This window comes from Arthrobacter sp. DMZ02-1R, assembly GCF_057747935.1.
The window spans coordinates 1,866,751-1,892,760 of the sequence record NZ_CM173230.1 but is presented as its reverse complement, the minus strand read 5'-3'; the positions used below and the strand labels follow the sequence as shown (position 1 = coordinate 1,892,760).

The following is a 26,010-nucleotide window of genomic DNA, read 5'->3' as shown; positions in this document are numbered from 1 at the left end:
TCCGGGCTGCGGCCAGTTCGAGACACAAGACAGACCGTAGATCCCAGGAGACAGTGCAATGTTCCGTCTGGCAAGGCTTTCACTGACGAACAGGGCATTGATCGCGCTGATCACCGTTTTCGCTGCGGTGTTCGGCGTGATCACCATGTCCTCACTCAAGCAGGAACTCATTCCTTCGATCGAGTTTCCGCAGATTTCGGTGATCACGGCCATGCCGGGCGCATCTCCGGAAGTCGTCGACAAGCAACTCAGCCGGCCCCTCGAAACAGCATTGAACAGCGTCGAGGGCTTGGAATCGACCACGTCGACATCGCGGAACGGCGTTTCGCAGATCACCATGGTGTTCACCTACGGGTCGAACCTTGACCGCGCGCGCAACCAGATTGATCGCGCCATCTCCAACGCGAAACGTGTACTCCCGGCCAATGTCGAGCCCCGCTCCTTTGCCGGCAGCATCAGCGACTTCCCTATCGTGTTTTTGGCTGTGTCTTCGGACAAGCCGCTGAGTGAGCTGAACACGGACCTTCAGCGGCTCAGCGTTCCCCGGCTGCAGAAGCTGGACGGGGTCCGCAGCGCCGACGTGACCGGCGGGGCAACCCAGCACATCCTGATCCAGCCCAAAGCACAGGCCATGGCCGCAACCGGCGCCACGGTCCAGTCGCTCACAAACGCCCTCAAGAACAACGGCACGCTGGTTCCGGCAGGGACCATCGAGGACCAAGGCAAGACCTTGTCCCTCCAGATCGGCAGCCCGGTGGACTCCCTCGATGTCATCAAGGGCTTGCCGCTGGCCGGGGCCAAGGGCGGTACCACCATCGGCACCGTCGCGGATGTAAGCATCAAGGACGACGCCGCGACCTCCATTACGCGCACCAACGGGAAGCCGACACTGGCGCTGTCCGTGACGAAGAAGCCCGACGGCGATACGGTTGCCATTTCGCACGCGGTCAAGGATTCGTTCTCCCAGATGGAGGCAGAACTCGGCTCCAATGCGCACTTCACCCCCGTGTTCGACCAAGCCCCGTACATCGAAAAATCGATCAAGGACCTCACCACGGAGGGGCTGCTTGGACTGGGCTTCGCGGTAGCCGTCATCCTTGTGTTCCTGATGTCCGTTCGCTCCACCTTGGTGACGGCGGTGTCCATTCCCCTGTCCCTCCTGATCACGTTCATCGGGATATCGGCAACCCACTACTCGCTGAACATCCTTACCCTGGGCGCGTTGACCATTGCGATCGGCCGCGTGGTGGACGACTCGATCGTGGTGATCGAGAACATCAAACGCCACCTCAGTTACGGAGAACACAAGCTCGCGGCAATCCTCAATTCCATCCGGGAAGTTGCGGGGGCCATCACGGCGTCCACCCTCACGACGGTTGCCGTTTTCCTGCCGATCGCCTTCGTGGGCAATCTGGCGGGCGAGCTATTCCGCCCCTTCGCCCTGACGGTAACCATCGCTCTGCTGTCCTCATTGCTTGTGTCGCTCACCATCGTTCCGGTGTTGGCCTATTGGTTCCTCAAGTCGCCATCTCAGGCCGCCGCCAATGACGCCCGTGCCGCCGAGCGTGCCGTTGCCGCTGCGCACGAGGCAGAGCAGCGCAGCGTGCTGCAGCGCGGATACTTGCCCATCCTGGCCAAGACCCAGAAGCACCCGGTCGTGACGATCGTCGCCGCGGTCCTGGTGTTGGGTGGAACAGCAGCCATGTCCCCGCTGCTGGCCACAGACCTGCTGGGCAGCTCCGGTCAGAACAACATGACCGTGCGCCAGGTTCTTCCCGCCGGTACCAGCCTGGAGCAGACTGGCGCCGCCGCTGCCCAGGTGGAATCGGTCCTGCGCGGGATCGACGGCATCAAGGACGTACAGGTAACGTCAGGCAACGCCCAGACAGGTTTCGCCGCCCTCACGTCAAGTGGCGCCTCGAACTCTACATTCACGGTAGTGACGGACGAAAAAGCCGACCAGCAGAAACTGCAGGACACGGTCCGGTCCCGGCTCGCAAGCGCCGCGTCCGCAGGAAAGGTCACTGTTGGCGCCCAGCAGGGCGGCCTGGGCACGTCTTCCAGCGTGGACATCACGATCAACGCAGCCAACGCCGCTGATCTGAAAACCGCGAGCGACGCTGTGGCGAAGGCCATGGACGGGTTACCCGGTAGCTCCGAGGTAGCCACCAACCTGGATTCCAGCCAGTCCGTAGTACAGGTTAAGGTCGACCGAGCCAAAGCCGTCGCCGCAGGACTGAACGAGGAACAAGTGGCCGGAGTCCTGGCGTCCACCGTCAGTCCCGTACCCGCCGGCACGGTCCGTATCGACACCACGGATTTTCCGGTCCAAATCGGCGAAGGCACGCATTTCAGCAGCATCGCCGATGTCAGGGCCATCAACCTCCCGACGGCGTCAGGACCGGTTCCGCTGTCCAGCATCGCTTCCGTGGACCAAGTGGAAACGCCTGTGTCCATCACCAGCAGCAACGGCCAGCGTAGCGCGAAGGTGACAGTGACACCGTCGGGCTCCAATCTTGGTGCCGTGAGCACGGCCGTCCGTGACCGGCTCGACTCCGTGCAGCTGCCTGCTGGCGTCACTGCCGCGATCGGCGGCGCCACAACGCAGCAGGCGGACTCGTTCCGGCAACTCGGACTCGCTCTCCTGGCCGCCGTCGCCATTGTCTATGTCATCATGGTTGCCGCCTTCAAATCCCTCATCCAGCCCCTTATCCTGCTGGTGTCCGTGCCTTTCGCGGCGACAGGTGCCATCGCTTTGCTCCTCGTCACGGGCGTCCCGCTCGGGCTCCCTTCCCTCATTGGCATGCTGATGTTGGTGGGAATCGTGGTGACCAATGCGATCGTGCTGATCGACCTCATCAACCAATACCGCAAGCCACACGGCGGCGGCCCCGGAATGAGTGTGGCGGAAGCCATCACCCACGGCGCCCGGCAGCGGCTGCGTCCCATCCTGATGACCGCCCTCGCCACCGTTTTCGCCCTCACCCCCATGGCCCTGGGTATCACGGGAGGCGGCGGCTTCATTTCCCGGCCATTGGCCATTGTGGTCATCGGTGGCCTCGTCTCATCCACGGCACTGACCCTGGTCCTGGTGCCGGTGCTCTACAAATTGGTCGAAGGCCGGCGCGAGAAGAAGGCGCTGCTCAAGGCACTCACGGAGCGTCCCGACGTCCCAAAGGATGGCACGGCCGGCCATGGCCAGGCAGACCACCTGGACTGGACCACCGGAATGGTCCCCAGGGTCACCGGCCGCCGGTCCGCTTCCGGCCCCGCCGAGTAGGGCAACACACCGGGAACAAAATGATGCCTTGCCCTGTTGCAACCATCGATACATGCAAATGCATCTATCTTGAGGTAGACTGTTGGCAGAGCCCGGACACCAACCGGGCAGGCAGAAAGGCACATCATGGAGATCGGCGTATTCAGCGTCAGCGATATCACCACTGACCCCACCACGGGCCATACCCCCACGGAGAACGAGCGCATCAAGGCCGCTGTGGCAATTGCCAAGAAGGTCGAAGAGATCGGCATGGACGTCTATGCGATCGGCGAACACCACAACCGCCCCTTCTTCTCGTCCTCCCCCACCACCACCTTGGCCTACATCGCGGCACAGACGGAACGCATCACGCTGTCCACGTCCACCACGCTGATCACCACAAACGATCCCGTCAAGATCGCCGAAGACTTCGCCATGCTCCAGCACCTGGCGGATGGCCGCGTGGACCTCATCATGGGCCGGGGCAACACGGCTCCGGTTTACCCCTGGTTCGGCAAGAACATCCAGGACGGGATCGAACTCGCCGTGGAGAACTACTCCCTGCTGCGCCGGCTCTGGGACGAGGACACCGTCAACTGGAGTGGCAAATACCGCACCCCGCTGCAGAACTTCACGTCCACACCCCGCCCGCTCGACGGCGTCGCGCCCTTCGTCTGGCACGGCTCCATCCGCAGTCCCCAGATCGCGGAACTTGCGGCGTACTATGGCGACGGTTTCTTCGCCAACAACATTTTCTGGCCCAAGGAGCACTACCAGCAGCTGATCGGCCTGTACCGCGAACGCTACGAGCACTACGGCCATGGCAAGGCAGACCAGGCCATCGTGGGCCTCGGCGGGCAGTTCTTCATGCGCAAGAACTCCCAGGATGCGGTGAAGGAATTCCGCCCTTACTTCGATAATGCTCCGGTCTATGGCCACGGGCCTTCCTTGGAAGACTTCACCTCCCAGACGCCCCTGACTGTGGGCAGCCCCCAGGAAGTCATCGAGAAGACGCTGACTTTCCGCGAATACTTCGGCGATTACCAGCGGCAGCTGTTCCTGGTGGACCACGCCGGATTGCCGCTCAAGACCGTGCTGGAGCAGCTGGATCTCTTCGGCGAAGAAGTCCTTCCGGTCCTGCGCAAGGAGTTCGCGGACCGCAAGCCCGCCCATGTGCCTGACGCACCTACCCACGCGTCGCGCGTTGCCGCTTCCTTGGCCGCTTCCTCCAGCGATGATGTGACCGATCCCGCCGGGAGGTCGGCGTGAGCACCAAGGCGCCCACCTCGTCGGCCGTGCGCCTCGCCGCAGAAACCTGGGAGTCCTTGTTCCGCTCCCAGGTTGCGGTGATGCGCCGGCTCCAGGCCGGACAGGCGTTCAAGAAACTCCCCATCAAGGAGTATGACGTCCTGTTCACGCTCTCCCGCTGCCCCACGGGCAAGCTCCGGCTGAACGAGATCAATGATCACGTCCTGCTCAGCCAATCGAGCCTGAGCCGCTTGGTTGACAGGTTGGAGAAGCGCGGACTCGTCGAACGCAGCATTGCCCCCGACGACGGCCGTGGGATCCTTCTGGGACTTACCGAAGCCGGGCAGGAACTGCAAAAAGAGATCGGCCGCGAACACATCCGCGACATCGCCGAGCTTGTGGCTCCGGCCCTGACGGCAGAGGAACAGCGCGAGCTTCTCCGGTTGACCGAAAAGCTGCAAGCGTTCGTGGCACACAAGTAGGCGGCCGGACGGCGTCTAGCGCAGGACGACGAGCTTTGCCGGATCCTCATCCGGCAGTTCGTCGGCCACTACCGCTGTGACCTTCAAGCTCTTCAAGGACAAGCTCCCGCCCACCGTGGACAGGAACGCAGTGTCCGAGGAATCGCGACCGGCCGTGATGCGGAGCATGGACTCCCGGGGAGCCAGCCCGGTGGGGTCTATCACGTACCAGGTTCCGTCGATGTGGGCCTCGGCCACGGCGTGGAAGTCCATGGGGCTCAGCCCGGGGGCATAGACGGCGGCGAGCCGGGCGGGGATGTCCTTGGAGCGGAGCAGGGCAATGGCAAGGTGGGCGAAGTCCCGGCAAACACCTTTGCGGTGCAGGAGCGTTTCCACTGCGCCATCTGTCCCCCGGGAGGATCCACTGATGTAACGCAGTTCGTCGTGGACCCACTTCCGGACGGCCTGCAACAGTTCCTCGCCGTGCAGCCCCCCGAACTCGGCGTACGACGTCGGAAGCAGCCGATCGGATTCGGCATAACGGCTTGGCCGCACATAACGGATGAGTTCCATCCGCGAGGACTCATCAGGGAGGCCAACGCCCTTCACCGAGGCCCGGTAATCAACCGTGACCTCGCTGGGTTCGGCGAACTCCATGTAGTGGAAACGTCCACCATGGTGGTCCGTCAACTCAGTGAGCGGGACAGCGTCGCCTTCCACCGTGACTGACAACTCTTCGGTCAACGATTCGTAGCCTGAATTGGTGGCGACGGCGATTGCCATCGCCACCTTGGTGTTGGCGACGGTCTTGAAAACGAGTTGGGCAGCAACGTTGCGTTCCATGGATCTCCGGAGTGTTGCGGCTAGACAACCCCCCGCTGTCGCCGATCTATGTGTGTCAATCCGTGGTTCTACAGATTGATCTTCAGAGACAGTAGCATCCGCTGGACGTTGGCGAATTCCGAACTCTGATCGACGTACTTGGCGGCTTGGTCCAGGGTGTCGAAGGACTTCGCGGGCGCAACTACTTCGTCCGTGGCAAAAGCGTGCACTGCGGGCATGTCGCCAAAGTAGTAGTTGCCTTTTCCTGCGGGCCCCACCACGAGATTCCGGAGTTGGCAGGTCTGTCCATCAGTTCCAGCCAGCATATTGGTGATGCCGTACGAACCGAAGAACTTGTAGCCCTGAATAACCCTGAACACCACGTGCGGAGGAATCGTCGATTCGCCATCCGCGTGGGGCAGGTCAATCGGGACGCTGCTGACTACCACATAAGGCCGCTTGGCGGCCGGGCTGCACTCGGCCGGGCTCTCTACGGGCAGCCCGGTGTGCAGCGTCGCCAGATACCCTCCCTTGGCATCCTTGACCACGATCTTCAGGGCGCCCGGCAAGGAGCCGGCGTCGGGCATGACCGATTGGGCAATCCAGTCGCTTGGAAGATCGAAGCTGACCTTCTTGGCCGCATCCGAATACGTCTTCCAAGCAGAGGCCGTAGCCCCCGCCGTCGCCGTACTTCCCGCGGAGGGGCTCCCCGATGCAGCGGAAGTGCCCGACGGCGGGGCAGAACTCGAGCCCGACGGCGCCGTCGTGCCCGGCGCCGGACTGGTGGACCCGGCCGTCCAGACGGTTCCGCCCTTGCCATCGGAACTGCAGCCTGCCGAGGACACCACAAGGAGCGCCCCCACGAAGGCGACTGAAAACTGCAACGGGATCCGCTTCGCTCTCATGCGCACCAGCCTAGCGGCGCCCCGCCGCTGCCCGCCTGTCCTGGTCGGCGTTTCGCGAGCCCAAACCGCAGGGCGTTCGGCGAGCGGCTGCGCCTCGCGCTGTGGGACTAGGCTGGACGCATGGCTCCAGATCAGTTTGACGAGGACGAAAACAGTGTGGCGGGAATCTCCGCTGTGGACATCGCGGATTGGCGCTTGCGTACGTTTGCCTTGTACGACGACGTCCGGAAGATTGCAGTGAGCGATCCCTTTCAGGCCCATGTCTATTGGCGCCAGGAACGGGACCGTATGTTCGGTACCCACCCGGCGTCGGCCTTGACGCCAGCTAGCAAGCAAGCTTTCGCCGGCCTGCGCACGGCAGACTACAACTCCCGATTCCGCCGCTATGCTGCTTTGTCTCCCGAAGGCGCGGGGCAGGAGATGAACGTCCAGACCGGAACGGACGGCGTAGTGCCATTCGTCCGCCTCGGCACATTCGATCTCGACGAGCTTGGTTCGCTGGCTGTGTGGCGCCTCCGCAGCTATGGCGGCGGCATCTTCGTCCCCTTCCGCGACGCCACAGCCGGTAAGCCGGGAGGAAGCTACGGCGCCGGCCGATACCTGTTGGACACCATCAAGGGCGCTTTCCACGGCCTTCGAGGATCCGGGCAAACGCAGGAGTTTGTCCTCGACTTCAACTTCGCCTACAACCCGTCCTGCGCGTACAACGAGGCCTGGGCCTGCCCCTTGGCCGGACCGGCGAATCGCCTGGCCGCGGACATCCCGGTCGGTGAGCTTTACCTGCCCCTCTAAATAGGCGCGAGGACGTAGGATGTCTTCATGACCTCCCCACGTGCACGCAGGATCGCCCGCGTCCGCCCCCTCTCCCCGCCACTCGGGACGAACAATTCTTCGTGGCGAACGACGCTGTCGAATTCGCTTCGGAGGCAGGGCGCAGCTGGACCGTGGTGGAGAGCCTGTACCAGCCAACATCTTCGGCATGGCACACAAGACTGGCCGGCCAGGCCGGGACCTGCCCGCACAAGCGTTCCGCAAGGCCGCCACAAGTGTCATCGGACCGGGCGGTGCCATTTTCCCGGCTGAGTGCGCCCGGATCGCGCCGGGAGACGTTGTGACCTGCCGCGTTGAGGGCATCGGAGCTGACCAACCCTGTCAAAGCTGCTTCCTGGGAGAAATCCCCGGCGTGATATGACAGGCTTGAGCCATGGACTCTTCTGCCGCGCCCACGACTGAGCCGCGGCAGACGTCCCTTTCGAGAACGCTTACCAGCAAGCGTCGCAAAGGCATCCTGCGCTATCCGGTGGTCCGGCAGCTCATCCGTTTCACCGGCGTCGGAATCATCTGCACGGCAACGTCGCTGGCCCTGTACGCACTGTTCCGGCCGTGGATGGGACCCCAGCTGGCCAACGCCGCAGCGCTGATCATCACGTCGGTCATGAATACGGCACTGAACCGGCGGCTGACCTTCAAAATCACCGGCAACCGGAAGAGGACCCGGGACCATCTGAACGGGCTGATCGTGATCGCGGTGGCCCTGGTCATCACGGGAGGGAGCCTGGGCGTGCTGCATGCGTTCCGGCCCAATGCCACCCTGACCGAGGACCTCTGGACCACCACGCTGTCCGGATTCTTCGCCACGGCCGTGCGCTTCACCATGCTGCGGCACTGGATTTTCCGTCGGGCGCGGCACGTCTGAGCTGCCGTCGGATTCCCAACTCGCACTTGTTGTCGCTTAGAGCCCGCAAAACGACAGTTGCTGCCAGTCAGTTGGGTAGGGGACAGTCAGCGGCGACCGAGTCCCTGCACGCTCCCGACGGCGGCAGCCACGGCTTGCGCGGCTTGCTCCAGTTCCGTTGAGGTCACAGCGGAGTTGAAGCTGAAGCGGACGGCAGTCTGGGCTACCTCGGCCTCAATGCCCAACGCCAGCAGGACTGGTGACGGCTCATCCGATCCCGCGGCGCATGCCGATCCGCTCGAACAGACCACCCCAAGCCGCTCAAGTTCCAGCAAGACGGATTCTCCGCTGGTGCCGGGGAAACAGAAGGACGCGATGGATGGCAGCCGGCGCGAGGGGTGGCCGGTGAGAAAAGCTCCGGGCACAGTTTCAAGGATTGTCCCGATGAAGGCATCCCGCAGCTCAGAGACCCGGCCGGCGAGTCCCGACTGTTCAGCCAATCCGGATTGTTCAGCGTGGGCAAGGGTCAATGCCGTGGCCAGCGCAACGGCACCCGCTACATTTTCGGTTCCGGAGCGTCGCCCCAGCTCCTGGCCACCACCGTGGACTACTGGCTCGATCTTGAGTTTTCCCTTGGCATAAAGAACGCCGCTGCCCTTGGGCGCGCCGAGTTTATGGCCGGAAATACTCAGCGCGTCGACGCCCAGTTCCTTGACGCCAATGGGTAGCCAGCCGGCGGCCTGGACGGCGTCCGTATGGAACGGCACGCCATGTTCCGCGGCCACCTCCGCGAGCTGCCGCACCGGCTGCACTGTCCCGATCTCGTTGTTGGCATACATGATGCTGACGAGGGCGGATTCCGGACGTAGGGTGGACCGGAGCGCCTCAGGGGTGACGACTCCGTACCTGTCCACGGGGACCACGTCCACGTCGAATCCATGGACGCGTTGCAGGTAGTGTGCGGATTCCTCGACGGCAGGGTGTTCGATCGCGCTGATGACAATCCGGTTCAGGGCCGGATCCGCGGACCGCCTTGCGAGGGCGATTCCCTTCACGGCCAAGTTGTCGGCTTCGGTGCCGCCGGAGGTGAAGGTGACCTCGCCCGGCCGGCAGCCCAGGACCTTCGCTACCGCCGCACGAGCGCCGGACAACGCGTTCGCAGCTGCTTCGCCGAGGCTGTGGTGGCTTGAGGGGTTGCCGAACTCGCCCGTCAAGTAGGGCCACATCGCTTCGAGGACTTCCCTGCGGACGGGAGTTGCGGCCGCGGCGTCGAGGAAGATCATTGCGTCAGCCCAGGCCTGGGGAAACGCCCACGTCCAGCGTCACGTCCAGGCCCAAATCCAGCGCGGCAACACTGTGCGTGAGTCCGCCGATGGAAATGACATCCACTCCCGCCGCGGCGATGTCCGCCACGGTGTTGACGTTGACGTTGCCACTTGCCTCGACGATGGCGCGCCCGGCCACCTGCTCCACGCCGGCACGGAGCTCCTCAAGGGAGAAGTTGTCCAACATGATCGTGTCCACGCCAGCGGCGAGCACGGGTTCGATCTGCTCGGCACGGTCTACTTCCACCTCGAAATGCGTGGTGTGGCCCAGCTGTGCCTTGGCGGCCGCGAGCAATGCGGTGAGTTTAGCGGAATCGCCACCGGTCATCACGGCCAAGTGGTTGTCCTTGGCCAGGACCGCATCAGACAGGCTGTAGCGGTGGTTGGCTCCCCCGCCGCAACGCACGGCGTAGCGTTCCAATACCCGCAGCCCGGGGGTTGTCTTCCGGGTGTCCGTGATCCGGGCCTTGGTGCCTTCGACCAGCTTCACGAACTCTGACGTCTTGGTGGCAATTGCGCTCATGCGCTGGGCCAGGTTGAGCCCGACGCGTTCGGCGAGCAGCACCGAGCGGGCGCGGCCGCTGACCCGCGCGAGGCGGGTTCCGGCGTCGAACGCTTCACCGTCGGCAAGCAGTAACTCCACTTCGGTGTCCGGGTCGATGAGCAGCATGGCGTCCCGGAACACAGTTCCGCCGCTGAAGACCCCGGGAACGCGCGCATTGAGCACGGCGGTGGCCCTGGCCTCGGCGGGGATGAGCAGTTGCGAAGTGATGTCCCCGTTTGGCGCATCCTCCGCGAAGGCCCGCTCCAGAATGTCCCGGACGGGTGCTGCGGGGAGGGTCAGGCTAGTCATTGACGAGGCTCGCTTTCCGGCGGATGGTGTATCTCTGATTCGGTTCTTCATACGGGGTTTCGACGGCGTCACTCCGGTAGTGCGCCCCCAGCGACCCCCGCCGCGCCCCGGCAGCTTGCACCAACAGTTGCGCCGCCAGGAGCAAATTGGCGTCCTCGTGCACCAAGGAATCCGCCGAGTCCGGAACAGCCTCCGGATCCAGGACGTCGGCCCAAGCGTTGAGTGCCTCAGCAGCCTCCCGGAGCAGCCCCCCAGTCCGGAGAACCCCGGCCTTGGCAGTCATCAGCCGACGAAGGGCGGTACGGCTGAACGGCTCGGGGACAAGTTCAGGCTGCCACGCGAGCGCCCCGGCAGGCGCCGAGGGAACCAGCGAGCCGGTCTCCCCGTCGTTCGGAGGCACCTCGCCAAGGAACCCCTCAACAGCCCGCCGCCCGAACACGAGTCCTTCGAGCAGGGAGTTGCTGGCCAGTCGGTTCGCGCCCTGGACACCGGTGCACGCCACTTCGCCGGCCGCAAGCAGCCCGGGCACGGAGGTGCGGCCGTACAGATCGGTGACGACGCCTCCCATCCAGTAATGGGCGGCCGGGGCAACCGGAACGGGCTGACGGGTCCAGTCGACGCCGGCTTCGCGGGTCCGGGCGCTGATGGTGGGGAATCGTTTCTTGAGGAAGCCTTGCCCCTTGGCTGCTTCGACCACCCGGGCGTCAAGGAAGACGTGGCCGTTGGGATCGCCAAGTGAAGCCAAGTGGAGGGCGATGCTGCGGGAGACGACGTCGCGCGGAGCAAGTTCGGCGTCCGGGTGGTAGGCCGGCATGAATCGTTCGCCCTTGGCGTCCACCAAGATGGCGCCTTCACCGCGGACAGCTTCGGAGATCAGGAGGGGATCAGCGCCGCCGGCCGCCGGGCCTGCGGCAGCTGGCAGCACCATGCTCGTGGGGTGGAACTGGAAGAACTCGAGGTCCGCGAGTTCCGCTCCTGCCCGCCACGCGAGCGCGAGCCCGTCGGCCGTTGCAACCGAGGGATTGGTGGTCCGGGCAAATAGCTGCCCCGCTCCACCGGTGGCAAGCAGGACGGCATCGCCTTGCATGGCCTCGAGGCGTCCGTTACGCAGGAATTCAACGCCTGTCACCTGTCCCTCGGACTGGATCAAGCCGGTGGCCTGTGCGTGTCCCAGCACCTGGAGTTTCCCGGCGGCCTGCGCGTCAAGGACTGCGAGGATGAGTGCCTTCGCAATTCCGGCGCCAGTGGCGTCTCCGCCGGCGTGCAGGATCCTCGGAGCCGAGTGAGCGGCTTCGAGCCCCAAGGCGCGATCGCCGTCGTCGTCCGCGTCGAAACGGACACCGAAACGCTCAAGCCCCATGATGTCGAGGCGAGCTTCGGTGCACAGCACCCGCACGGCTTCCTCGTTGCAGTGGCCGCCGCCGGCTTTGAGGGTGTCCGCAATGTGCGCGGCAACGGTATCCCCGGGGGCGGGCTGCTCGAGCACTGCCGAAATCCCGCCTTGCGCGAAGAAGGTGTTGCTGTCTGCCAGCGCGCCTTTGCTGAGCAGGACGACGTCCGCACCGGCCTCGGCGGCAAGCAGTGCGGAATAGAGTCCGGCGATGCCGCTGCCGACGACGATGAGTCGCCGCGGCGCCCTAGCACCGGGAAAGTGTTCTGCAGTCATATCAGGCTCAATTCGACTGGTTGACGGGATGGGCCTAGAGCGGCCGTGCTGCAAGCATGCGCTCGAGGGCGATCTTGGCGTTGTCCTTGACGGAGTCGTCTACGGTGATGCGGTTGACCACGCGGCCCTCCACCAATTCTTCAAGCACCCAGGCGAGGTAACCGGGGTGGATGCGGTACATCGTGGAGCAAGGGCAGATCACCGGGTCCAGGCAGAAGATGGTGTGCTGGGGGTTCTCGGCCGCCAAACGGTTCACCATGTTGATCTCGGTCCCGATTGCGAAGGTGGTGGGCTCGGTTGCGGCGGCGATGGCCTTCTTGATGAAGTCGGTGGAGCCTGCGCCGTCTGCCGCGTCAACAACTTCCATGGGGCATTCGGGGTGCACAATGACGTTCACGCCGGGGAATTCGGCGCGGGCTTTCTCGATCTGGCCCACGTTGAAGCGCTTGTGGACGGAGCAGAAGCCGTGCCAGAGGATGACCCGTGAATCCAGCAGGGTCTGCTCATCGTTTCCGCCGAGCTCCTTGCGCGGGTTCCACATAGGCATCTGCTCCAGAGGCACGCCAAGGGCTTTGGCAGTGTTGCGGCCCAGGTGCTGGTCAGGGAAGAAAAGCACCCGCTGGCCGCGTTCGAAAGCCCATTCGAGCACTGTCTTGGCATTGGAGGACGTGCAGACGATGCCGCCATTGCGGCCGCAGAAGGCCTTCAATGCTGCTGACGAGTTCATGTAGGTCACCGGGATGACCGGGGCCCTGCCTTCGGAATCAGGGGCGGTCCCGAAGATCTCTTCGAGCTGCTCCCAGCATTCCTCCACCGAGTCTTCGTCTGCCATGTCCGCCATGGAGCAACCGGCGGCCAGGTTCGGCAGGACCACGGCCTGGTTCTCGCTGGAAAGAATGTCCGCAGTCTCCGCCATGAAATGCACACCGCAGAAGATGATGGCCTCGGCGTCGGGCTTGGTCAGGGCCGCGTTGGCAAGTTGGAAGGAGTCGCCCACGAAATCCGCATACTGGACAACTTCGTCGCGCTGGTAGAAGTGGCCCAGAATAACGGCCCGGTCCCCCAGCGTCTCCTTGGCGGCGCGGATCCGGGCGTCGAGCTCTGCGTCACTGGCCAGCTTGTATTCTTCAGGCAATTGGCCCTGCCGGGGGGTGGCCTTTGGGGCGTCGTCGGAGCTGGAAGCGCCGGGACCATAGGCGGGAATGCCGGCGAGGGCCTCTGCGAGGTCGTACTCCCACGGGCCCTTGGCCAGAGCGGGGCTGCACGTTGAGCCCGCCGCGGAACGGCCACTCTCGGCTTCCTCCCGCGTGATCAGCTGAATAGCTGTGTTGACGCTGCTCATGGTGTACTCCTGTTGTCTGGCCCGAGTCCGGGCGTGCCGGTGAAGCGGTAGAGGCGTGGCGGGCGGTGTTTTCCGCCCTGGAGGTATTCACCGGTCTCCTCGATTTCCGGTGCTCCCTTGATTTGCCGGCGAAAGTTCGCCGGATCCAGCTGGCGGTCCAGGACAGCCTCATAGACTTCGCGGACCTGGGCCAGGGTGAAGAATTCCCCCAGCAAGTGATAGGCAATGGACCCGTAGGCCATCTTGTTGCGCAGCCGCCATAGGGCGTAGTCGACAATCGTGTTGTGGTCGAAGGCCAATTCGGCGAGCCTGTCTGCCCGGAACCAACGAACGTTCTCTGACTCGTCCGCCAGTGCGGCTTCCGTGGGCTGCACCAACGCCCAGTAGACGATCGAGACAACACGTTGGGCAGGCGAGCGGTGCAGGCCGCCGAAGGCGTAGAGCTGCTCGAGGTACTGAGGCGCCAACCCGGTTGTTTCGCGGAGGTTCCTCGACGCTGCATCCTGGAGGGACTCGTCATGCTGCAAGGGACCGCCGGGAAGCGCCCACATGTCCTTGAACGGTTCGCGGATGCGGCGCACCAGCGGCAGCCACAGCGTCGGGCGGCCGGAGCTTTCGCTCGGGCGGAGGGCGAAAATCACCGTGGAAATAGCCAACGACGGCGGTGCGAGTCTGCGCTCTGCCACATTGGCGGAGGTGGCGTACACGGTTTCACCCCGCTTCTTTGCCTCAGGGACTGGAACGATAGTTAAAGTCAAAATGACTAGAACTCATGGTACGACTGCCTGGGGACAGTGTCCAAATGTTTCAGCCCGCATTCTCCCTGGCTGCCGCTTCCAGGAGGGGCAAGGTGCGGCCTTGGAAGTGCGTATTCAGCACGATCACCGACGACGAGCGGAGCACGGTCTTGGTTGCGATGAGCTTGTCCAGCACGCGCTGCAGGTCCGAGTTTGACTTGCCCACCACCCGCACCATGAGATCCGAACTGCCGGAAACAGTGTGGATCTCAATAAGTTCGGGAATAGCGGCCAAGGCTTCGACGACGGCGTCGTGCCCCAGGTCCTGGTTGATGGTGAGCGAGCAGAAGGCCACCACGGGATAGCCGAAGCCTGCAGGGTCCGGCTGAGGAACCCAAGGAGCCACCACACCCCGCTCGGCCATCCTGTCCAGCCGGGATTGGACCGTGGCGCGAGCCACCTTCAACACCCTGGATGCCTCAAGGACAGACGCACGCGGGGAGTCGGTGAAAAATCGGACAATCTTGGCATCCAACTCGTCAACAGCCACCAATTTTCCCTACTTCCACCCGGACACTGCACAAATCGATAGGAAACATGCTGATCTTCGTTCACATTGCGTCCATGGTCTCACAAGTGTTTTTCGCCACTTTGCCTGTGTAAGCGGTAAATTCGATAAGTCCCACGAGGACCAGCTGACAAACCCTCCACAAGAAGGCAAACACGAATGACAACGACGTCCACCGCTGTTCGACCCGCCATTCCTTCGCAAGGCCTTGGCCACTCGATGAAGCCCCGCCAACTGACCATGATGGGCTTGGGCAGCGCCATCGGTGCAGGCCTCTTCCTCGGCTCAGGCGCCGGGATCCATGCGGCCGGTCCCGCAGTGCTTATCTCCTACCTTGTGGCCGGCACCCTGATCATCCTGGTGATGTGGGCCCTGGGGGAAATGGCCGCAGCCAACCCCAACAGCGGCGCCTTCTCCGTCTATGCCGAAAAGGCGATGGGCAAAACGGCCGGTTCAACGGTCGGATGGCTCTGGTGGTTGCAGTTGGTGGTCGTCATCGCCGCGGAAGCCCTCGGGGCGGCCGGATTGCTCTTCTCGGTCTGGCCGGTCATTCCCGTGTGGGCACTGGCGCTGATTTTCATGGTGGCCTTTACCGCGATCAACCTCGCCGGAGTCCGGAACTTTGGTGAGTTCGAGTTCTGGTTCGCCATCCTGAAGGTTGCGGCCATTGTGGTCTTCCTCATCATCGGCGCGGCATTGCTGTTCGGTTGGCTGCCTGGAGTGACTTCCCCCGGCTTTGGACACATCACGGGTAACTTCGCACCGTCCGGTTGGGCCGGAATTGCCGCGGCGCTCTTTGTAGTGATCTTCGCCTTCGGCGGCACCGAAATCGTGAGCGTGGCTGCCGCGGAAACGCAGGACCCGGTTCACAGCGTCGGCAAGGCCATCCGCACCGTGGTGTGGCGCATCCTGGTTTTCTACATCGGCTCAGTCTTCGTCATTGCGGCCGTCCTTCCCTCGGACTCAGAAGGGTTGAAGTCGCCGTTCGCTGGCGTCCTGAACCTGGCGGGCATCCCGGGAGCCGGCACGGCAATCACCCTTGTTGCCGTTGTGGCCCTGCTGTCAGCGCTCAACGCGAACCTCTACGGGGCCTCACGCATGGTGTTCTCGCTATCCGAGCGCGGCGAAGCCCCGGCTTTCCTGTCGCGGCTGCGCGGCGCCCGGGTGCCAATGGCCGCCGTCGGCGTCTCTGTCACCTTCGGCTTCATCGCCACCGTGCTGGAACTGCTCTTTCCCGATCACGTCCTGCCGGCCTTGCTCAACCTGGTGGGCTCCACCTGCCTCGTGGTGTGGGGTACGGCACTCGTGTCCCAGTTCATCCTGCGTCGCCGTGCCGACCGCGAAGGAACCGAGTTGCCGCTTCGCATGAAGGGCTTCCCCTTCCTGACAGTGTTCGGACTTGCACTGCTTGCCCTCATCTTCGTGGTGGGCTTCTCGAACGCCGAGAGCGCGGGCCAGTTGATCGGCACGTTCCTTCTGATCGCGTGCCTCGCCGTGGCCTGTCGCATCGGGGCCAAGGCCAAGGCGGCACGAAGCGCATAGCAAACCCAACTGACTCGCAGTTGTTGTCGTTTTGACGCCTCACAACGACAACAACTGCTGGGCCCACGCCGCCAGGGTTCCCTGGCCGTGGGGCCCCACCGGCGAGGGTCCCTGCCTGAGCTTGCGAAGGCTGGGAGCCTGTGGGGACTTGCGAGGCGAGGGTGGCGGTGGGGATTGCTTGGGTGAGGGAAAGTTGTACAAACTGCTATGCCGTCCCTCGGAACCATTGACAGTTCTTGGCAGTTTGCCCAGCCACAAATAGGCGGATTGCCTACGGCCCACACAGTGACTACGGTCACGTCCATGGACTCACTTCTTCCCGCTGTGGCCGCAGCCGACGCCGCGCCCTTGGCCTCCGAGCAGCTCAGGGAGCTTTACTCCCTGATGGCTGCCGTTCGATATCTGGATACCTCGGCCGTTGCTTGGCAGCGTCAGGGAATCATTCCCGGCTATGCTCCGGAACTCGGCCAGGAAGCAGCCCAGGTCGGCAGCGCCTACGCCCTCGATACGGCACGCGATTTCGCTTTTCCGACGTACCGCGAGATGGGTGTCGCAAGGACCATGGGCGTGGACATGCTGGGGTACATGTCCACCCACAAGGCAACGTGGCACGGCGGAATGTATGATCCGTTGGCAAGCCGCCTCGCGCCTATCCAGGCCGTGGTGGCAGGCTCGGTGCTCCATGCCGTCGGCTGGGCCCACGGCCAGACCCTGAGCGGCGAGCCGGGAGTTGCGCTCAGCTACTTCGGCGACGGCGCTTCCTCCCAAGGCGATGTCCATGAAGCCATGAACTTTGCCGCCGTGATGAAAACACCGGTTGTCTTCTTCATTCAAAACAACGGCTGGGCGATTTCCGTGCCCACCGAGCGGCAAGTGGCCGGCGGTTCGGTGGCTGGCCGCGCAGCCAGCTACGGCATCCCGGGCATTCAGGTGGATGGCAACGATGTGGTTGCCGTCTATGAGGCCACCCGGGACGCCTTCGTCCACTGCCGCGCAGGAAACGGCCCAGTAGTGGTCGAAGCAATGACCTACCGCCGCGGTCCCCATTCCACAGCTGACGACCCCGGCCGGTACCGGAGCCTCGACGATGAGCGCATCGACGCCGGCAAGGATCCCTTGGAGCGTCTCCGCGAGCGTCTGCTCGCCGAGGGCGCGGCAGATGACGCCTTCTTCGCGGCAGCCCACGAAGCAGCACGAATCGAGGAAGAAGTGATCCGCACCGGAATCGAAGCCCTCGGCCCGCGGCCAGGCACTGAGATGTTCGATTTCGTCTTCCAGGAAACCACCCCTGCCCTTGAAAACCAGGCCATCCGTTGGCGCGAGGAGTCCGAACATGTCTGAGAGCATCACAGCCACCCTCGAAGCCGGGACAACCACAGAGTCCCAGCGGACACACATCTCCATGCAGCAGGCCCTCAACCGCGCCTTGGACGAAATCCTGTTCGCCGATCCAAAGACGGTGGTCTTCGGCGAGGACTGCGGCCAGTTGGGTGGCGTCTTCCGCATCACGGATGGCTTGCAGGCCAAGCACGGAGAATCCCGCGTCTTCGACACGCCGCTGGCTGAATCGGGGATCCTGGGCATGTCCGTGGGGCTCGCCATGGCTGGCTTCCACCCTATTCCGGAAGTCCAGTTCGACGGCTTCGCGTATCCCGCCATCAACCAGATCGTGTGCCAGGTCGCCAGGATGAACTACCGCAGCCGGGGCAAGCTTCCGATGCCGATCACGCTCCGGGTCCCCAGCTTCGGCGGCATTCGCGCCCCCGAACACCACGGCGAAAGCCTCGAGGCACTCTTCGCACACGTTCCGGGCCTCAAGGTTGTCTCGCCGTCGGGCCCGCACGATGCCTACCACCTGCTCAAGTACGCGGCTTCGCGGCCGGACCCGGTGATCTTCATGGAACCTAAGTCCCGGTACTGGCAAAAGGGCGACGTCGACGCTTCCGACGGCGGAACCCTCACCGGCGCCCGGATTGTCCGGCCGGGCCGCCACCTGACCCTCGTGGCTTGGGGCGCCATGGTGGCCCGGTGCCTGCAGGTTGCGGAACTCGCGGCTGAGGACGGAATCGACGTCGAGGTCCTTGATCTGCGCTGGCTCAAGCCGATCGACGCCCAAGCATTGGCGACTTCCGTCGGAAAGACGCGGCGCGCCGTCGTCGTGCATGAAGCTCCGCTGACCTCCGGGCTGGGGGCCGAAGTGGCCCAACTGATCACGCAAAGCTGCTTTGACACGCTGAAGGCGCCCGTGGAGCGGGTCACCGGCTTCGACGTGCCGTATCCCTCCGGCGACCTGGAGGACGAATACATCCCGAACATTGACCGCATCCTCCTGGGGATCCAACGAGTACTGGAGTATCGACGTGGCTGAAATCAGCTTCCCCCTGCCCGATCTCGGCGAAGGCCTCATCGAAGCGACCGTGCTGGACTGGCTCGTCTCCCCCGGCGACCAGGTGGAACGGAATCAGCCGCTCGTGGAGCTGGAAACGAGTAAGTCCGCCCTCGAGTTGCCGAGCCCGCAGGCAGGTAAAGTGATCCGTATCCACGGTGCGCCGGGCGACACTGTCAACGTCGGTGAACCGCTGGTGGTGTTCGAGGTGCCGGACAATACCGCCGGCATCGTGGGCACGGTTCCGAAGGATGATGCACCCAAGCGCCGGGTCCGCCTGAGCGCCGTACTTGATGAGGACTGACACCATGAGCGGCAGGCACACAGAAGAGCACATCCATACGGTGGAAGGAACGGATCCCCATATCTTCGTGGAAATCCATGAACCCGCCGCAGGGACCGACGCCGGACTGCGCCCCATCCTGCTCCTGCATGGCTTCTCTTCCTCGAGCAAGCTCAACTGGGGAGACACCGGGTGGATTACCGCCCTGCAGGCCGCCGGCCGCCGCGTCATCACAGTGGACCTCCCCGGGCACGGCCGAAGCGCTTCGCCCGAGGACTTGGACTCTTACTCCCCCAGCCGGATCCGCGCGGACCTGCTCCAGATAGTGGCCGACGCCGGCGCGCGCCCGTTGCGCGATGGCGACCCTTCCAGCGGACTCGACATCATTGGCTATTCTTTGGGCTCGCGGCTCGCTTGGGAATTCGGGGCAACCCAGCCCGAACTCGTGCACCGCCTGGTGTTGGGCGGCCCGAACAAGGAGGACCCGCTGGCATACTTCGATCTCGTGGCTGCCCAGCACTACCTCGCGGACGGCACGCCCATTGAAGACGAATCCACCGCGGGGTTGCTCAAAATGGCGCAGCTCTTGCCGAGCAACGATTTGTTTGCGCTCTTGTCGCTGATCGAGGCGATCAAAGGCGAACCGTACGATCCCGCCGAGGCGGTGCCGCACATGCCGGTGTTGCTAGTGGCCGGTGACAAGGACGAGCGGGCCGTCACCATGTCTGAGCTCGCGTCAATCGCCTCCCACTCCGGCGGCATGGTGGAACAATTGCTCGTCCCCGGACGGAACCACAGCAACGCCGTGACCAGCCGGGTGTTCAAGGACGCGGCGATAGCGTTCCTCGGCGTCTAGGCCGACGATGAAGCGGCTGGCCTTACCGGGCCAGCCGCTCTGCGTTAAGGGTCATCCGCTCCAGCACGCTGACGGCCATGGCGTATTCATCCAGGCCTATCCCCATCGAGATGTCCCGGCGGGAGTCCTCGACGAGCTTTTGGGCTTCCATATGTATTACGTGGCCCAATTCGCTGAGGCTGATGCGATCGTCCACCATGATGATCATTCCACGGCCTACCAGCGCGGCCAGTTCAGTTTCGCGACGACGCGTATCGCCGCCCCAAAAAGGGCTGAGAACGCCGTCAAGGTCTTCGGGGCTGAGAGGTGCCTCCGCCAGGACGTTGAGTGTCTGCCACTGCCTCCGGCTGAGTTTCAACCTCGCCAAGGTGCGGTCCAGATGCGCTTCCAATGCGGCATCCAGGCGTTTGATCCAGTAACCGATGGGCTTGTTCACACGGCCCATCGTGGCAGCGAGGAGCGGCCGCGGCAAGAAAGGTAGGCTTGGTTCAGCGCTGGATTACGTGGAAGTGAGACGAATGGGCATGCGCTTCAAGGACCGCGCGGACGCCGGACGCCGGCTAGCGGCCGGGCTTCCGCAGCTCCGGAAACGGCCAGACACGATCCTGCTTGGCCTGGCTCGCGGCGGGGTCCCCGTAGCGGCCGCCGCCGCCGTCGAACTCAACCAGCCGTACGGTGCCGTCCTGGTGCGCAAACTCGGCATCCCGGGACGTGAGGAAACCGCCTTCGGCGCCCTGGCCTGGTCCAACGGCAGAATTGTCCGAATAATCAATCGGCCCCTCGCCGAACGGATGCGGTGGCACGGAATCACCCAGGGTTCGCTTGACGCCGTGGAGGTGCGCGAGCGGGGTGAACTCCTGCGGCGCGTGAAAACCTACCCGGGTATCAGCATCGATCTCTCGGGCAAGACGGTGGTTCTTGTCGACGATGGGCTGGCCACCGGCGCAACCATGCGCGCCGCCGTCGAGGCTGTCCGCGCCGGTGGGGCGGCAACCGTAGTGGCCGCGGTCCCTGTGTCATCCCTGGAAGCCCAAGCGTCCACCAGCCGGGTGTGCGACTTCATGATCTGCCTGCACACACCGGGCAAATTCCACGCCGTGGGCGCGTTCTACGAGCACTTCGAACAGTTGACTGACGACGACGCCGTGCGGCTCCTGGAGCGGGCTGGTTGAGCCCGCCGGTATTCGCGGGAACTCCGACGCTCGCTCACATCTGATGGCCCATTTCCCGACGCCCCTGCAGATACGTCGGCTTCCAACCCGACGCTCCTGCACAAATGAGGGAAAAATTCGGAACGCTCCTTCTCATGATTTGAACTGCAGGAGGGAGCCGCCGTTTGGGCTCATACGTGAACGAGCGTCAGCGAATTACGCGTCAAAGGTGAGCGAGCGTCAGCGAATTACGCGTCAAAGGTGAGCGAGCGTCAGCGAATTACGCGTCAAAGGTGAGCGAGCGTCATGGGCGGCAAAAGATGACGACGACGGCGGGAGGCCGCCGCCGTCGTCGTACGTCGCCGTGGCGCGTCTAGTCTTGCCGTTCGAGGAACTCCCGCACCCGGGCGCGGACCGGCTCGCGATCGTAGCTGTTCACGAGGGCGCCCGCCATGCGGACGGGGTCACCGAAGAAGAAGTATTCATACAGAGCCTGGCGACCGGCAAACGAGGAAATGCTCGCGTCGAAGGCAAGTTTGAAGAGGCGGACGCGCTCCGGACCAGTGAGGGCCTTCGCCTGCAGGTACATTTCTATGTCCGGCAATGCCTCGCTGGCCATGTCTGCTTCGCCGGGGAGCGCCATGAGGCCGGACGCCGAGAACTTGCGGATAATTGCCGGGAATCGCTGGGCAACCTTGGGGTACCAGTTGCGTGCGGCGTTCAACGTGGGCCAATGCGGCAGGAACACCCCATCCGGACTTGGGGCGGCCTGGGCCTCCGCGGCCACCATGAGGGCCTTTTCGATTTCAACAGTTTCGATCAGCTCCGCGAGGTCTTCCTGGATGTGCTGGAAACCGTCAATCCCGATGGACGCCGCGATCTCGGACGCGAGGCCAAGGAAGAACTCGCTCTTGGCAATGGTCCGCGTGACCACCTGGTGGGTCATGAGGGCCCCCGCGCCGGTCTCGGAGTAGAAGGCGTTGCAGAGTTCGGGATGGCCAAGCATGAAGATGCGCTCGTTGGGGACGAACACATGGTCGAAGACCACGACGGCGTCCATCTCCTCGAAGCGGCTGGCGAGGGGTTCATCGTGGGTGCTTCCGCCGTTGTAGAGGGAGGTCCGGCACAGGTAGCGCATGCCCGGTGCGTCATTCGGGAGGGCGAAGGCGTAGGAGTAGGGGGCGTCTTCCGGCGTTGCTCGGAGGAGCGTCGAGGGAAACACGAGGAGTTCGTCGGCAATCGGCGCGATCGTGGCCAGCATGCGCGCGCCATGGACCACGATCCCATCTTCCCGTTCCTCCACCACCCTGGCCGCGAGTTGGCCACCGAGCTGTTCGGACCCGGACACCGAGCGGTTGACCTGGGGCGGAATCAGGGTGTGCGTGGCCAGCAGATCGTTCTCGCGGCAATGCTCGTAGTACTTGCGCATGTTCTCGCCGAACATCGGATCGGCCTGGGCGAACCACTTTTCAGCAGCCGCGAGCGCCGTGAGGGCTCCGTTCATGTAGTCACCGGTCCGGCCGAGGAATCCATGGGAGTACTCGGCCCAGGTGCGGATGGCCGCATGCCGGTGTTCAAGGTCCTCTTTGCTCCGCGGCACCAGGAACGAAGCGCTGACGCGATCCCCGGTTGTCGGAGATTCGTAGGTGAGGGCGTCCGCATACTTCGGGTCATGCTGCATATCGAAGAGCTTCGCGTACGTGCGGGCCACGTTCCTGAAGGACGGATGGTCAGCGATCTTCTCAGTGACCATCTCGCCGTCGATCAGGACGTGGGGGTTCATCGAGTTGAGCTTGTCCAAGTACTGCTGTCCGGTCCGGATTCCCATGGTTGTCTCCAATGATGGTTGAGCTGAAACGGCATTGCGTGTGTGGATGCGGCATTCCGGCGCCGCGGCAACTACAGAAGATCCTCCATTCCCAATTGGCTTTCCGGGATGGTGGTGAAGGAGCTGTTGGCGAAGGCCAGCGCATCGCCGTTGCGATAGTTGAAGTCGACCACCTCGCCCACGTAGAGGGTGTGGTCACCACCGTCGTAGGCGGCCCATGGCTTGCACTCGAAGTAGGCGAGGACATTGGAAAGGCGGGGCGCGGTGTCGCCTTCGACCCAACGCGGCTCGGGCCCGGGACGGCCTGCGAAGTGCAGGGCGAGCTCCTGCTGCTCCGCACCCAGGATGTTGACGCTGAACGGCCGGCCGGCAAGCTCGTCGTGGGCTTTGGCGGTGCGGGCGATGCTGACAAGTACCAACGGCGGCTCCATGGACACGGAGGTAAACGAATTGACCGTAATGCCGTGCCGCTTGGTGGCGCCGTCGAACGTCACGATGGCCACGCCTGTGGCAAATCGGCCCAGACTGCCACGGAAGTGATGTGCCCGTGGCCGCGAAGTGCGGCCCAGGCGGCCTGGCTCCGCATTCTGGCTGGACTTGGCAATCATCATTGATTCCTGGAGATTGTTCTATATTTGAACTTGTTCTATATTTGAACAATAAATTCTCATACAGAACCATAGTCTTTTGCGATCCACGGCACAAGACAGCGGGTCCGCCGCGTTAGACCCCACAACATAGGATGGAGCCCATGATGTCTCCCAGTGCCACGAAAAAGCCGCTGGAAACGACGGCGACCGTTTCGCCGTCGCAGACTCTCTCCCGCGGAATCCAGGCCCTGGAAATCCTGGCCGCCGCCGAGCGCCCCTTGACCATTGCCGAGCTCGCCACCGCCCTTGGCGTTCATCGCTCCGTGGCCTACCGGATTCTGCGCACGCTGGAGGACCATTCCCTTTTGGTGCGCGACGACGGCGGTCGGGTTCAGCCCGGTCCTGGCCTGGCGGTGCTGGCGCGGGGCGTCTCACGCGATCTCCAGACTGCCGCCCTCCCGGAGCTGACCCAACTCGCCAATACTCTGAACATGACGGCATTCGTGGCGGTCTGGGACCATCAGGATTGCGTCACGCTAGTCACCGTGGAGCCACGGCACTCGGCCGCGACCTTGGCACAGCACCCGGGGACCCGCCACCCCGTGAACACCGGAGCGCCTGGAATCGCCATCCAGTCCACCATGAGCGAGGACGAATGGGCCACCCGCGCCCCCGGCCTGCCCTATCGGCCCGAGGCAACCGAAGCGCGTCGGCTCGGCTATGCGGCAAGCCACGACGAGGTCATCGCGGGTTTGTCATCCCTGGCCGCTCCCATCCAGGTGCCCGGCGGGCGGCCCGCGGCGATCGCCGTCGTCTACATCCGCCGCGAACAGGACCAAGCCGCCGTCGGGGAAGCACTAGCCGCGAGCGCAGCCCGGATAGAGTCCCAGCTGGCCTAAGGGATTCTGCATTTCACCCTTGATGCGTGCGGTCGTCCAATTTCTTCCAACGCTCGCTCACTTTTAAGGCCAAAACCGGGAATCCTTTTGCAGATGATCTGAAAGAGGGTTTCCAAAAAGTGGGCCATAAGTGAGCGAGCGTCGCTATTGCTGGGTGCTTGGCCTGCGCCGGAGGAAAAGTCCCGCCACGATGCCGAGTATCAGAAGCGCACCCGAAGCGGCGGTGGACACCACAAAGGCGGCGCCGGAACCTTGGGTCTGTGCCAACTGGCCGGCAAGGTAGGCGCCCAAGGCCGTGCCGGCCACGATCCCGCTCGCCAGGGCGGTCATGACCGTTGCCATCCGGCCGGCCGGGGCCACAACTCCCCCGATGCTGAAGACCGTCACCATGACGGGTCCCACCGGAATTCCCAGCACCAGCAGAACCATGGCCATCGGCCAGATCCCGGCCGGGAGGAACAACAACAGGGAGAACGCCGTCATCGCCGCCGCGGCGACCACCCAGCGGATCGCCAGACCAAAGCGCTGCGGCCAGTAGGCAACAGACAGAGCGGCGACGGCGGAGCTCAGGCCCATGACGGAGTACATGAGCCCCGCGATTTCGGCAGTGGCGAATTGGGCGGAAAAAGCGCTCAACGCATTCTGCGTGGCACCGAAAAATGTTCCCATGCAGACCATGGCCAATACCGGAACGGCCACTTTCAACCAGGCCAGGGAACGGACCCGTGATCTCTGTCCTTCAGGAGCGCTCCCGACGGCGGTTGGTCCCTTGCGCTTTGCCGGCACCACAGACAATTGCGAAGGATGCACGGCGAAAGCAGGTACCAGAGTGGCAGTGAGGACCGCAGCCAATGCCAACGGCAGCCAAGCAGCTACGAGGCTGGCCAAAATGCCTACCAGCGCCGGCCCCAGGACGAAAGTGATTTCGTCTGCGGTTCCCTCGTAGGACAAGGCAGTATCCAGGTCTGCGCGGCTTGCCGCCACACTGCCGGAACCGGCGGCTTGCCCACCAGCTCCGGAGCCCGCGTTCCGTGCGGGCAGGTTCCTTGTGGTCAGGGCCATCCATCGGACACGGGCCATGGGACCCACCTGCGGGCAACTAGCTCCAGCAAGGAAGGCCGTCACGAGAACGGCGATCGCGTCCGTGGGTGCGTTGAAATCCGGCGTCAGGTAGGCGGCAACAAGCAGCGCAATGACCGTGACCGCGTTGACGGCCGCGGCTACCAGCAGGACCGGGCGTTGGCCTGCCCGGTCAGCGAGCGAGCCGAGCACCGGCGCACCCACGGCTGACCCGATACCTACGGCGCCGGCGGCCAGGCCGCCGATGGCGTAAGAATGGCTGACGGCCGTGACGAGGGTCAAGGTGCCAACGGTCAGCATGGCGAGGGGCAGCCTCGCGAAGAGTCCCAACGGCAGGAAGTCTCGGCCGGCAAGTTCGGGCAGGCGCGCGAAGCGGCCAGGCAGACGGGAACGGCGCTGGGGGCCAGGCTGCGACTGGGCAGGCTGGAGCGCGGTGTTGGCCGCGGAGTTTTGTGGAAAGGAGTTCATGATTCCGGGTTCGCTGAACGGTGCGCATCGTCCCTCCTCCCGATGCGCGCGACCCGGTGTAACCCT

The 26,010-nt window shown here is 63.9% G+C and carries 24 protein-coding genes; 12 read left to right on the top strand and 12 right to left on the bottom strand.

Going from position 1 to position 26,010, the window contains the following annotated elements:
- Nucleotides 1–58 precede the first annotated feature (58 nt).
- The 3 genes from AC3ANQ_RS09295 (at nucleotide 59) to AC3ANQ_RS09285 (ending at nucleotide 4,989) form a co-directional block, all read left to right on the top strand.
- Entirely contained in the window at nucleotides 59–3,280 is a 3,222-nt protein-coding gene (locus tag AC3ANQ_RS09295; RefSeq protein ID WP_488304814.1) for an efflux RND transporter permease subunit, read from the top strand.
- 126 nt (nucleotides 3,281–3,406) lie between these two features.
- The gene (locus AC3ANQ_RS09290; RefSeq protein ID WP_268021284.1) at nucleotides 3,407–4,528 is read left to right on the top strand and encodes an LLM class flavin-dependent oxidoreductase; all 1,122 of its coding nucleotides are present in this window, start codon (nucleotides 3,407–3,409) and stop codon (nucleotides 4,526–4,528) included.
- Nucleotides 4,525–4,989 (top strand): MarR family winged helix-turn-helix transcriptional regulator, encoded by a 465-nt coding sequence (locus tag AC3ANQ_RS09285; RefSeq protein ID WP_268021283.1) that lies wholly within the window; start codon nucleotides 4,525–4,527, stop codon nucleotides 4,987–4,989. Before AC3ANQ_RS09290 ends, AC3ANQ_RS09285 begins: the two co-directional genes overlap by 4 nt.
- A 15-nt stretch (nucleotides 4,990–5,004) precedes the next feature.
- Here the strand turns inward: AC3ANQ_RS09285 and AC3ANQ_RS09280 are convergent, their stop codons facing one another.
- Together AC3ANQ_RS09280 and AC3ANQ_RS09275 are read right to left on the bottom strand one after the other, a co-directional pair.
- Entirely contained in the window at nucleotides 5,005–5,811 is an 807-nt protein-coding gene (locus tag AC3ANQ_RS09280; RefSeq protein WP_488304813.1) for a transglutaminase-like domain-containing protein, read from the bottom strand.
- Between the two features lie 68 nt (nucleotides 5,812–5,879).
- A complete protein-coding gene (locus AC3ANQ_RS09275) occupies nucleotides 5,880–6,695 on the bottom strand; it encodes a hypothetical protein (RefSeq protein WP_488304812.1) in 816 nt (271 codons plus the stop codon).
- A 120-nt stretch (nucleotides 6,696–6,815) separates the two neighbouring features.
- On the opposite strand from AC3ANQ_RS09275, the gene AC3ANQ_RS09270 reads away from it, so the two are divergent.
- Together AC3ANQ_RS09270 and AC3ANQ_RS09265 are read left to right on the top strand one after the other, a co-directional pair.
- Nucleotides 6,816–7,487, top strand: coding sequence for a DUF1684 domain-containing protein (locus AC3ANQ_RS09270; protein WP_488304811.1), 672 nt, complete (start codon nucleotides 6,816–6,818; stop codon nucleotides 7,485–7,487).
- A 412-nt stretch (nucleotides 7,488–7,899) separates the two neighbouring features.
- Complete coding sequence (locus tag AC3ANQ_RS09265) at nucleotides 7,900–8,391, top strand: GtrA family protein (RefSeq protein ID WP_488304810.1); 492 nt, start codon at nucleotides 7,900–7,902, stop codon at nucleotides 8,389–8,391.
- Nucleotides 8,392–8,477: 86 nt separating this feature from the next.
- Here the strand turns inward: AC3ANQ_RS09265 and AC3ANQ_RS09260 are convergent, their stop codons facing one another.
- From AC3ANQ_RS09260 to AC3ANQ_RS09235, 6 genes are all read right to left on the bottom strand, one after another.
- On the bottom strand, nucleotides 8,478–9,653 hold the full coding sequence (locus tag AC3ANQ_RS09260) for a cysteine desulfurase family protein (protein WP_488304809.1): 1,176 nt from the start codon (nucleotides 9,651–9,653) through the stop codon (nucleotides 8,478–8,480).
- 4 nt (nucleotides 9,654–9,657) lie between these two features.
- Complete coding sequence (gene nadC / locus AC3ANQ_RS09255) at nucleotides 9,658–10,548, bottom strand: carboxylating nicotinate-nucleotide diphosphorylase (RefSeq protein ID WP_488304808.1); 891 nt, start codon at nucleotides 10,546–10,548, stop codon at nucleotides 9,658–9,660.
- Complete coding sequence (gene nadB, locus AC3ANQ_RS09250; protein ID WP_488304807.1) at nucleotides 10,541–12,214, bottom strand: L-aspartate oxidase; 1,674 nt, start codon at nucleotides 12,212–12,214, stop codon at nucleotides 10,541–10,543. The genes nadC and nadB overlap by 8 nt, the downstream gene beginning before the upstream one ends.
- A 34-nt stretch (nucleotides 12,215–12,248) precedes the next feature.
- Nucleotides 12,249–13,556 carry a quinolinate synthase NadA gene (nadA, locus tag AC3ANQ_RS09245; RefSeq protein WP_488304806.1) on the bottom strand — a complete coding sequence of 436 codons (1,308 nt, stop codon included), beginning with the start codon at nucleotides 13,554–13,556 and terminating at the stop codon, nucleotides 12,249–12,251.
- Entirely contained in the window at nucleotides 13,553–14,263 is a 711-nt protein-coding gene (locus AC3ANQ_RS09240) for an NUDIX hydrolase (protein ID WP_488304805.1), read from the bottom strand. Before AC3ANQ_RS09240 ends, nadA begins: the two co-directional genes overlap by 4 nt.
- A gap of 100 nt (nucleotides 14,264–14,363) precedes the next feature.
- A complete protein-coding gene (locus AC3ANQ_RS09235; protein WP_488304804.1) occupies nucleotides 14,364–14,843 on the bottom strand; it encodes an Lrp/AsnC family transcriptional regulator in 480 nt (159 codons plus the stop codon).
- A gap of 177 nt (nucleotides 14,844–15,020) precedes the next feature.
- Between AC3ANQ_RS09235 and AC3ANQ_RS09230 the strand changes: the two genes are divergently transcribed.
- From AC3ANQ_RS09230 to AC3ANQ_RS09210, 5 genes are all read left to right on the top strand, one after another.
- A complete protein-coding gene (locus AC3ANQ_RS09230; protein ID WP_488304803.1) occupies nucleotides 15,021–16,403 on the top strand; it encodes an amino acid permease in 1,383 nt (460 codons plus the stop codon).
- A 303-nt stretch (nucleotides 16,404–16,706) separates the two neighbouring features.
- Entirely contained in the window at nucleotides 16,707–17,744 is a 1,038-nt protein-coding gene (locus AC3ANQ_RS09225) for a thiamine pyrophosphate-dependent enzyme (protein WP_488304802.1), read from the top strand.
- Nucleotides 17,737–18,771, top strand: a complete 1,035-nt coding sequence (locus AC3ANQ_RS09220) for an alpha-ketoacid dehydrogenase subunit beta (protein ID WP_488304801.1) — start codon at nucleotides 17,737–17,739, stop codon at nucleotides 18,769–18,771. The genes AC3ANQ_RS09225 and AC3ANQ_RS09220 overlap by 8 nt, the downstream gene beginning before the upstream one ends.
- The gene (locus AC3ANQ_RS09215; protein WP_488304800.1) at nucleotides 18,764–19,093 is read left to right on the top strand and encodes a biotin/lipoyl-containing protein; all 330 of its coding nucleotides are present in this window, start codon (nucleotides 18,764–18,766) and stop codon (nucleotides 19,091–19,093) included. The genes AC3ANQ_RS09220 and AC3ANQ_RS09215 overlap by 8 nt, the downstream gene beginning before the upstream one ends.
- Nucleotides 19,094–19,097: 4 nt before the next feature.
- Nucleotides 19,098–19,928 carry an alpha/beta fold hydrolase gene (locus tag AC3ANQ_RS09210; RefSeq protein WP_488304799.1) on the top strand — a complete coding sequence of 277 codons (831 nt, stop codon included), beginning with the start codon at nucleotides 19,098–19,100 and terminating at the stop codon, nucleotides 19,926–19,928.
- Between the two features lie 22 nt (nucleotides 19,929–19,950).
- On the opposite strand, the gene AC3ANQ_RS09205 is transcribed toward AC3ANQ_RS09210, so the two are convergent.
- Nucleotides 19,951–20,373 (bottom strand): MarR family transcriptional regulator, encoded by a 423-nt coding sequence (locus tag AC3ANQ_RS09205; RefSeq protein ID WP_488305290.1) that lies wholly within the window; start codon nucleotides 20,371–20,373, stop codon nucleotides 19,951–19,953.
- Between the two features lie 73 nt (nucleotides 20,374–20,446).
- On the opposite strand from AC3ANQ_RS09205, the gene AC3ANQ_RS09200 reads away from it, so the two are divergent.
- Nucleotides 20,447–21,100, top strand: coding sequence for a phosphoribosyltransferase (locus tag AC3ANQ_RS09200; RefSeq protein WP_488304798.1), 654 nt, complete (start codon nucleotides 20,447–20,449; stop codon nucleotides 21,098–21,100).
- A 352-nt stretch (nucleotides 21,101–21,452) separates the two neighbouring features.
- Here AC3ANQ_RS09200 and hpaB read toward each other — a convergent pair whose 3' ends face one another.
- Together hpaB and AC3ANQ_RS09190 are read right to left on the bottom strand one after the other, a co-directional pair.
- Nucleotides 21,453–22,907: a 4-hydroxyphenylacetate 3-monooxygenase, oxygenase component gene (gene hpaB, locus AC3ANQ_RS09195; RefSeq protein WP_488304797.1), complete on the bottom strand. Its 1,455-nt coding sequence runs from the start codon at nucleotides 22,905–22,907 to the stop codon at nucleotides 21,453–21,455.
- A 71-nt stretch (nucleotides 22,908–22,978) separates the two neighbouring features.
- On the bottom strand, nucleotides 22,979–23,515 hold the full coding sequence (locus AC3ANQ_RS09190) for a flavin reductase family protein (RefSeq protein ID WP_265977264.1): 537 nt from the start codon (nucleotides 23,513–23,515) through the stop codon (nucleotides 22,979–22,981).
- 146 nt (nucleotides 23,516–23,661) lie between these two features.
- Between AC3ANQ_RS09190 and AC3ANQ_RS09185 the strand changes: the two genes are divergently transcribed.
- Nucleotides 23,662–24,396, top strand: coding sequence for an IclR family transcriptional regulator (locus tag AC3ANQ_RS09185; RefSeq protein ID WP_488305289.1), 735 nt, complete (start codon nucleotides 23,662–23,664; stop codon nucleotides 24,394–24,396).
- Between the two features lie 144 nt (nucleotides 24,397–24,540).
- On the opposite strand, the gene AC3ANQ_RS09180 is transcribed toward AC3ANQ_RS09185, so the two are convergent.
- Entirely contained in the window at nucleotides 24,541–25,944 is a 1,404-nt protein-coding gene (locus tag AC3ANQ_RS09180) for an MFS transporter (RefSeq protein ID WP_488304796.1), read from the bottom strand.
- Between the last annotated feature and the right edge of the window lie 66 nt (nucleotides 25,945–26,010).

Excerpts from the sequence above, each read along its gene's own strand:
- AC3ANQ_RS09295 (WP_488304814.1), top strand. The coding sequence starts at position 59 with ATGTTCCGTCTGGCAAGGCTTTCACTGACGAACAGGGCATTGATCGCG.
- AC3ANQ_RS09290 (WP_268021284.1), top strand. The coding sequence starts at position 3,407 with ATGGAGATCGGCGTATTCAGCGTCAGCGATATCACCACTGACCCCACC.
- AC3ANQ_RS09280 (WP_488304813.1), bottom strand. The coding sequence starts at position 5,811 with ATGGAACGCAACGTTGCTGCCCAACTCGTTTTCAAGACCGTCGCCAAC.
- AC3ANQ_RS09275 (WP_488304812.1), bottom strand. The coding sequence starts at position 6,695 with ATGAGAGCGAAGCGGATCCCGTTGCAGTTTTCAGTCGCCTTCGTGGGG.
- AC3ANQ_RS09270 (WP_488304811.1), top strand. The coding sequence starts at position 6,816 with ATGGCTCCAGATCAGTTTGACGAGGACGAAAACAGTGTGGCGGGAATC.
- AC3ANQ_RS09265 (WP_488304810.1), top strand. The coding sequence starts at position 7,900 with ATGGACTCTTCTGCCGCGCCCACGACTGAGCCGCGGCAGACGTCCCTT.
- AC3ANQ_RS09260 (WP_488304809.1), bottom strand. The coding sequence starts at position 9,653 with ATGATCTTCCTCGACGCCGCGGCCGCAACTCCCGTCCGCAGGGAAGTC.
- nadC (WP_488304808.1), bottom strand. The coding sequence starts at position 10,548 with ATGACTAGCCTGACCCTCCCCGCAGCACCCGTCCGGGACATTCTGGAG.
- nadB (WP_488304807.1), bottom strand. The coding sequence starts at position 12,214 with ATGACTGCAGAACACTTTCCCGGTGCTAGGGCGCCGCGGCGACTCATC.
- nadA (WP_488304806.1), bottom strand. The coding sequence starts at position 13,556 with ATGAGCAGCGTCAACACAGCTATTCAGCTGATCACGCGGGAGGAAGCC.
- AC3ANQ_RS09230 (WP_488304803.1), top strand. The coding sequence starts at position 15,021 with ATGACAACGACGTCCACCGCTGTTCGACCCGCCATTCCTTCGCAAGGC.
- AC3ANQ_RS09225 (WP_488304802.1), top strand. The coding sequence starts at position 16,707 with ATGGACTCACTTCTTCCCGCTGTGGCCGCAGCCGACGCCGCGCCCTTG.
- AC3ANQ_RS09220 (WP_488304801.1), top strand. The coding sequence starts at position 17,737 with ATGTCTGAGAGCATCACAGCCACCCTCGAAGCCGGGACAACCACAGAG.
- AC3ANQ_RS09210 (WP_488304799.1), top strand. The coding sequence starts at position 19,098 with ATGAGCGGCAGGCACACAGAAGAGCACATCCATACGGTGGAAGGAACG.
- AC3ANQ_RS09205 (WP_488305290.1), bottom strand. The coding sequence starts at position 20,373 with ATGGGCCGTGTGAACAAGCCCATCGGTTACTGGATCAAACGCCTGGAT.
- AC3ANQ_RS09200 (WP_488304798.1), top strand. The coding sequence starts at position 20,447 with ATGGGCATGCGCTTCAAGGACCGCGCGGACGCCGGACGCCGGCTAGCG.
- hpaB (WP_488304797.1), bottom strand. The coding sequence starts at position 22,907 with ATGGGAATCCGGACCGGACAGCAGTACTTGGACAAGCTCAACTCGATG.
- AC3ANQ_RS09190 (WP_265977264.1), bottom strand. The coding sequence starts at position 23,515 with ATGATTGCCAAGTCCAGCCAGAATGCGGAGCCAGGCCGCCTGGGCCGC.
- AC3ANQ_RS09185 (WP_488305289.1), top strand. The coding sequence starts at position 23,662 with ATGTCTCCCAGTGCCACGAAAAAGCCGCTGGAAACGACGGCGACCGTT.
- AC3ANQ_RS09180 (WP_488304796.1), bottom strand. The coding sequence starts at position 25,944 with ATGAACTCCTTTCCACAAAACTCCGCGGCCAACACCGCGCTCCAGCCT.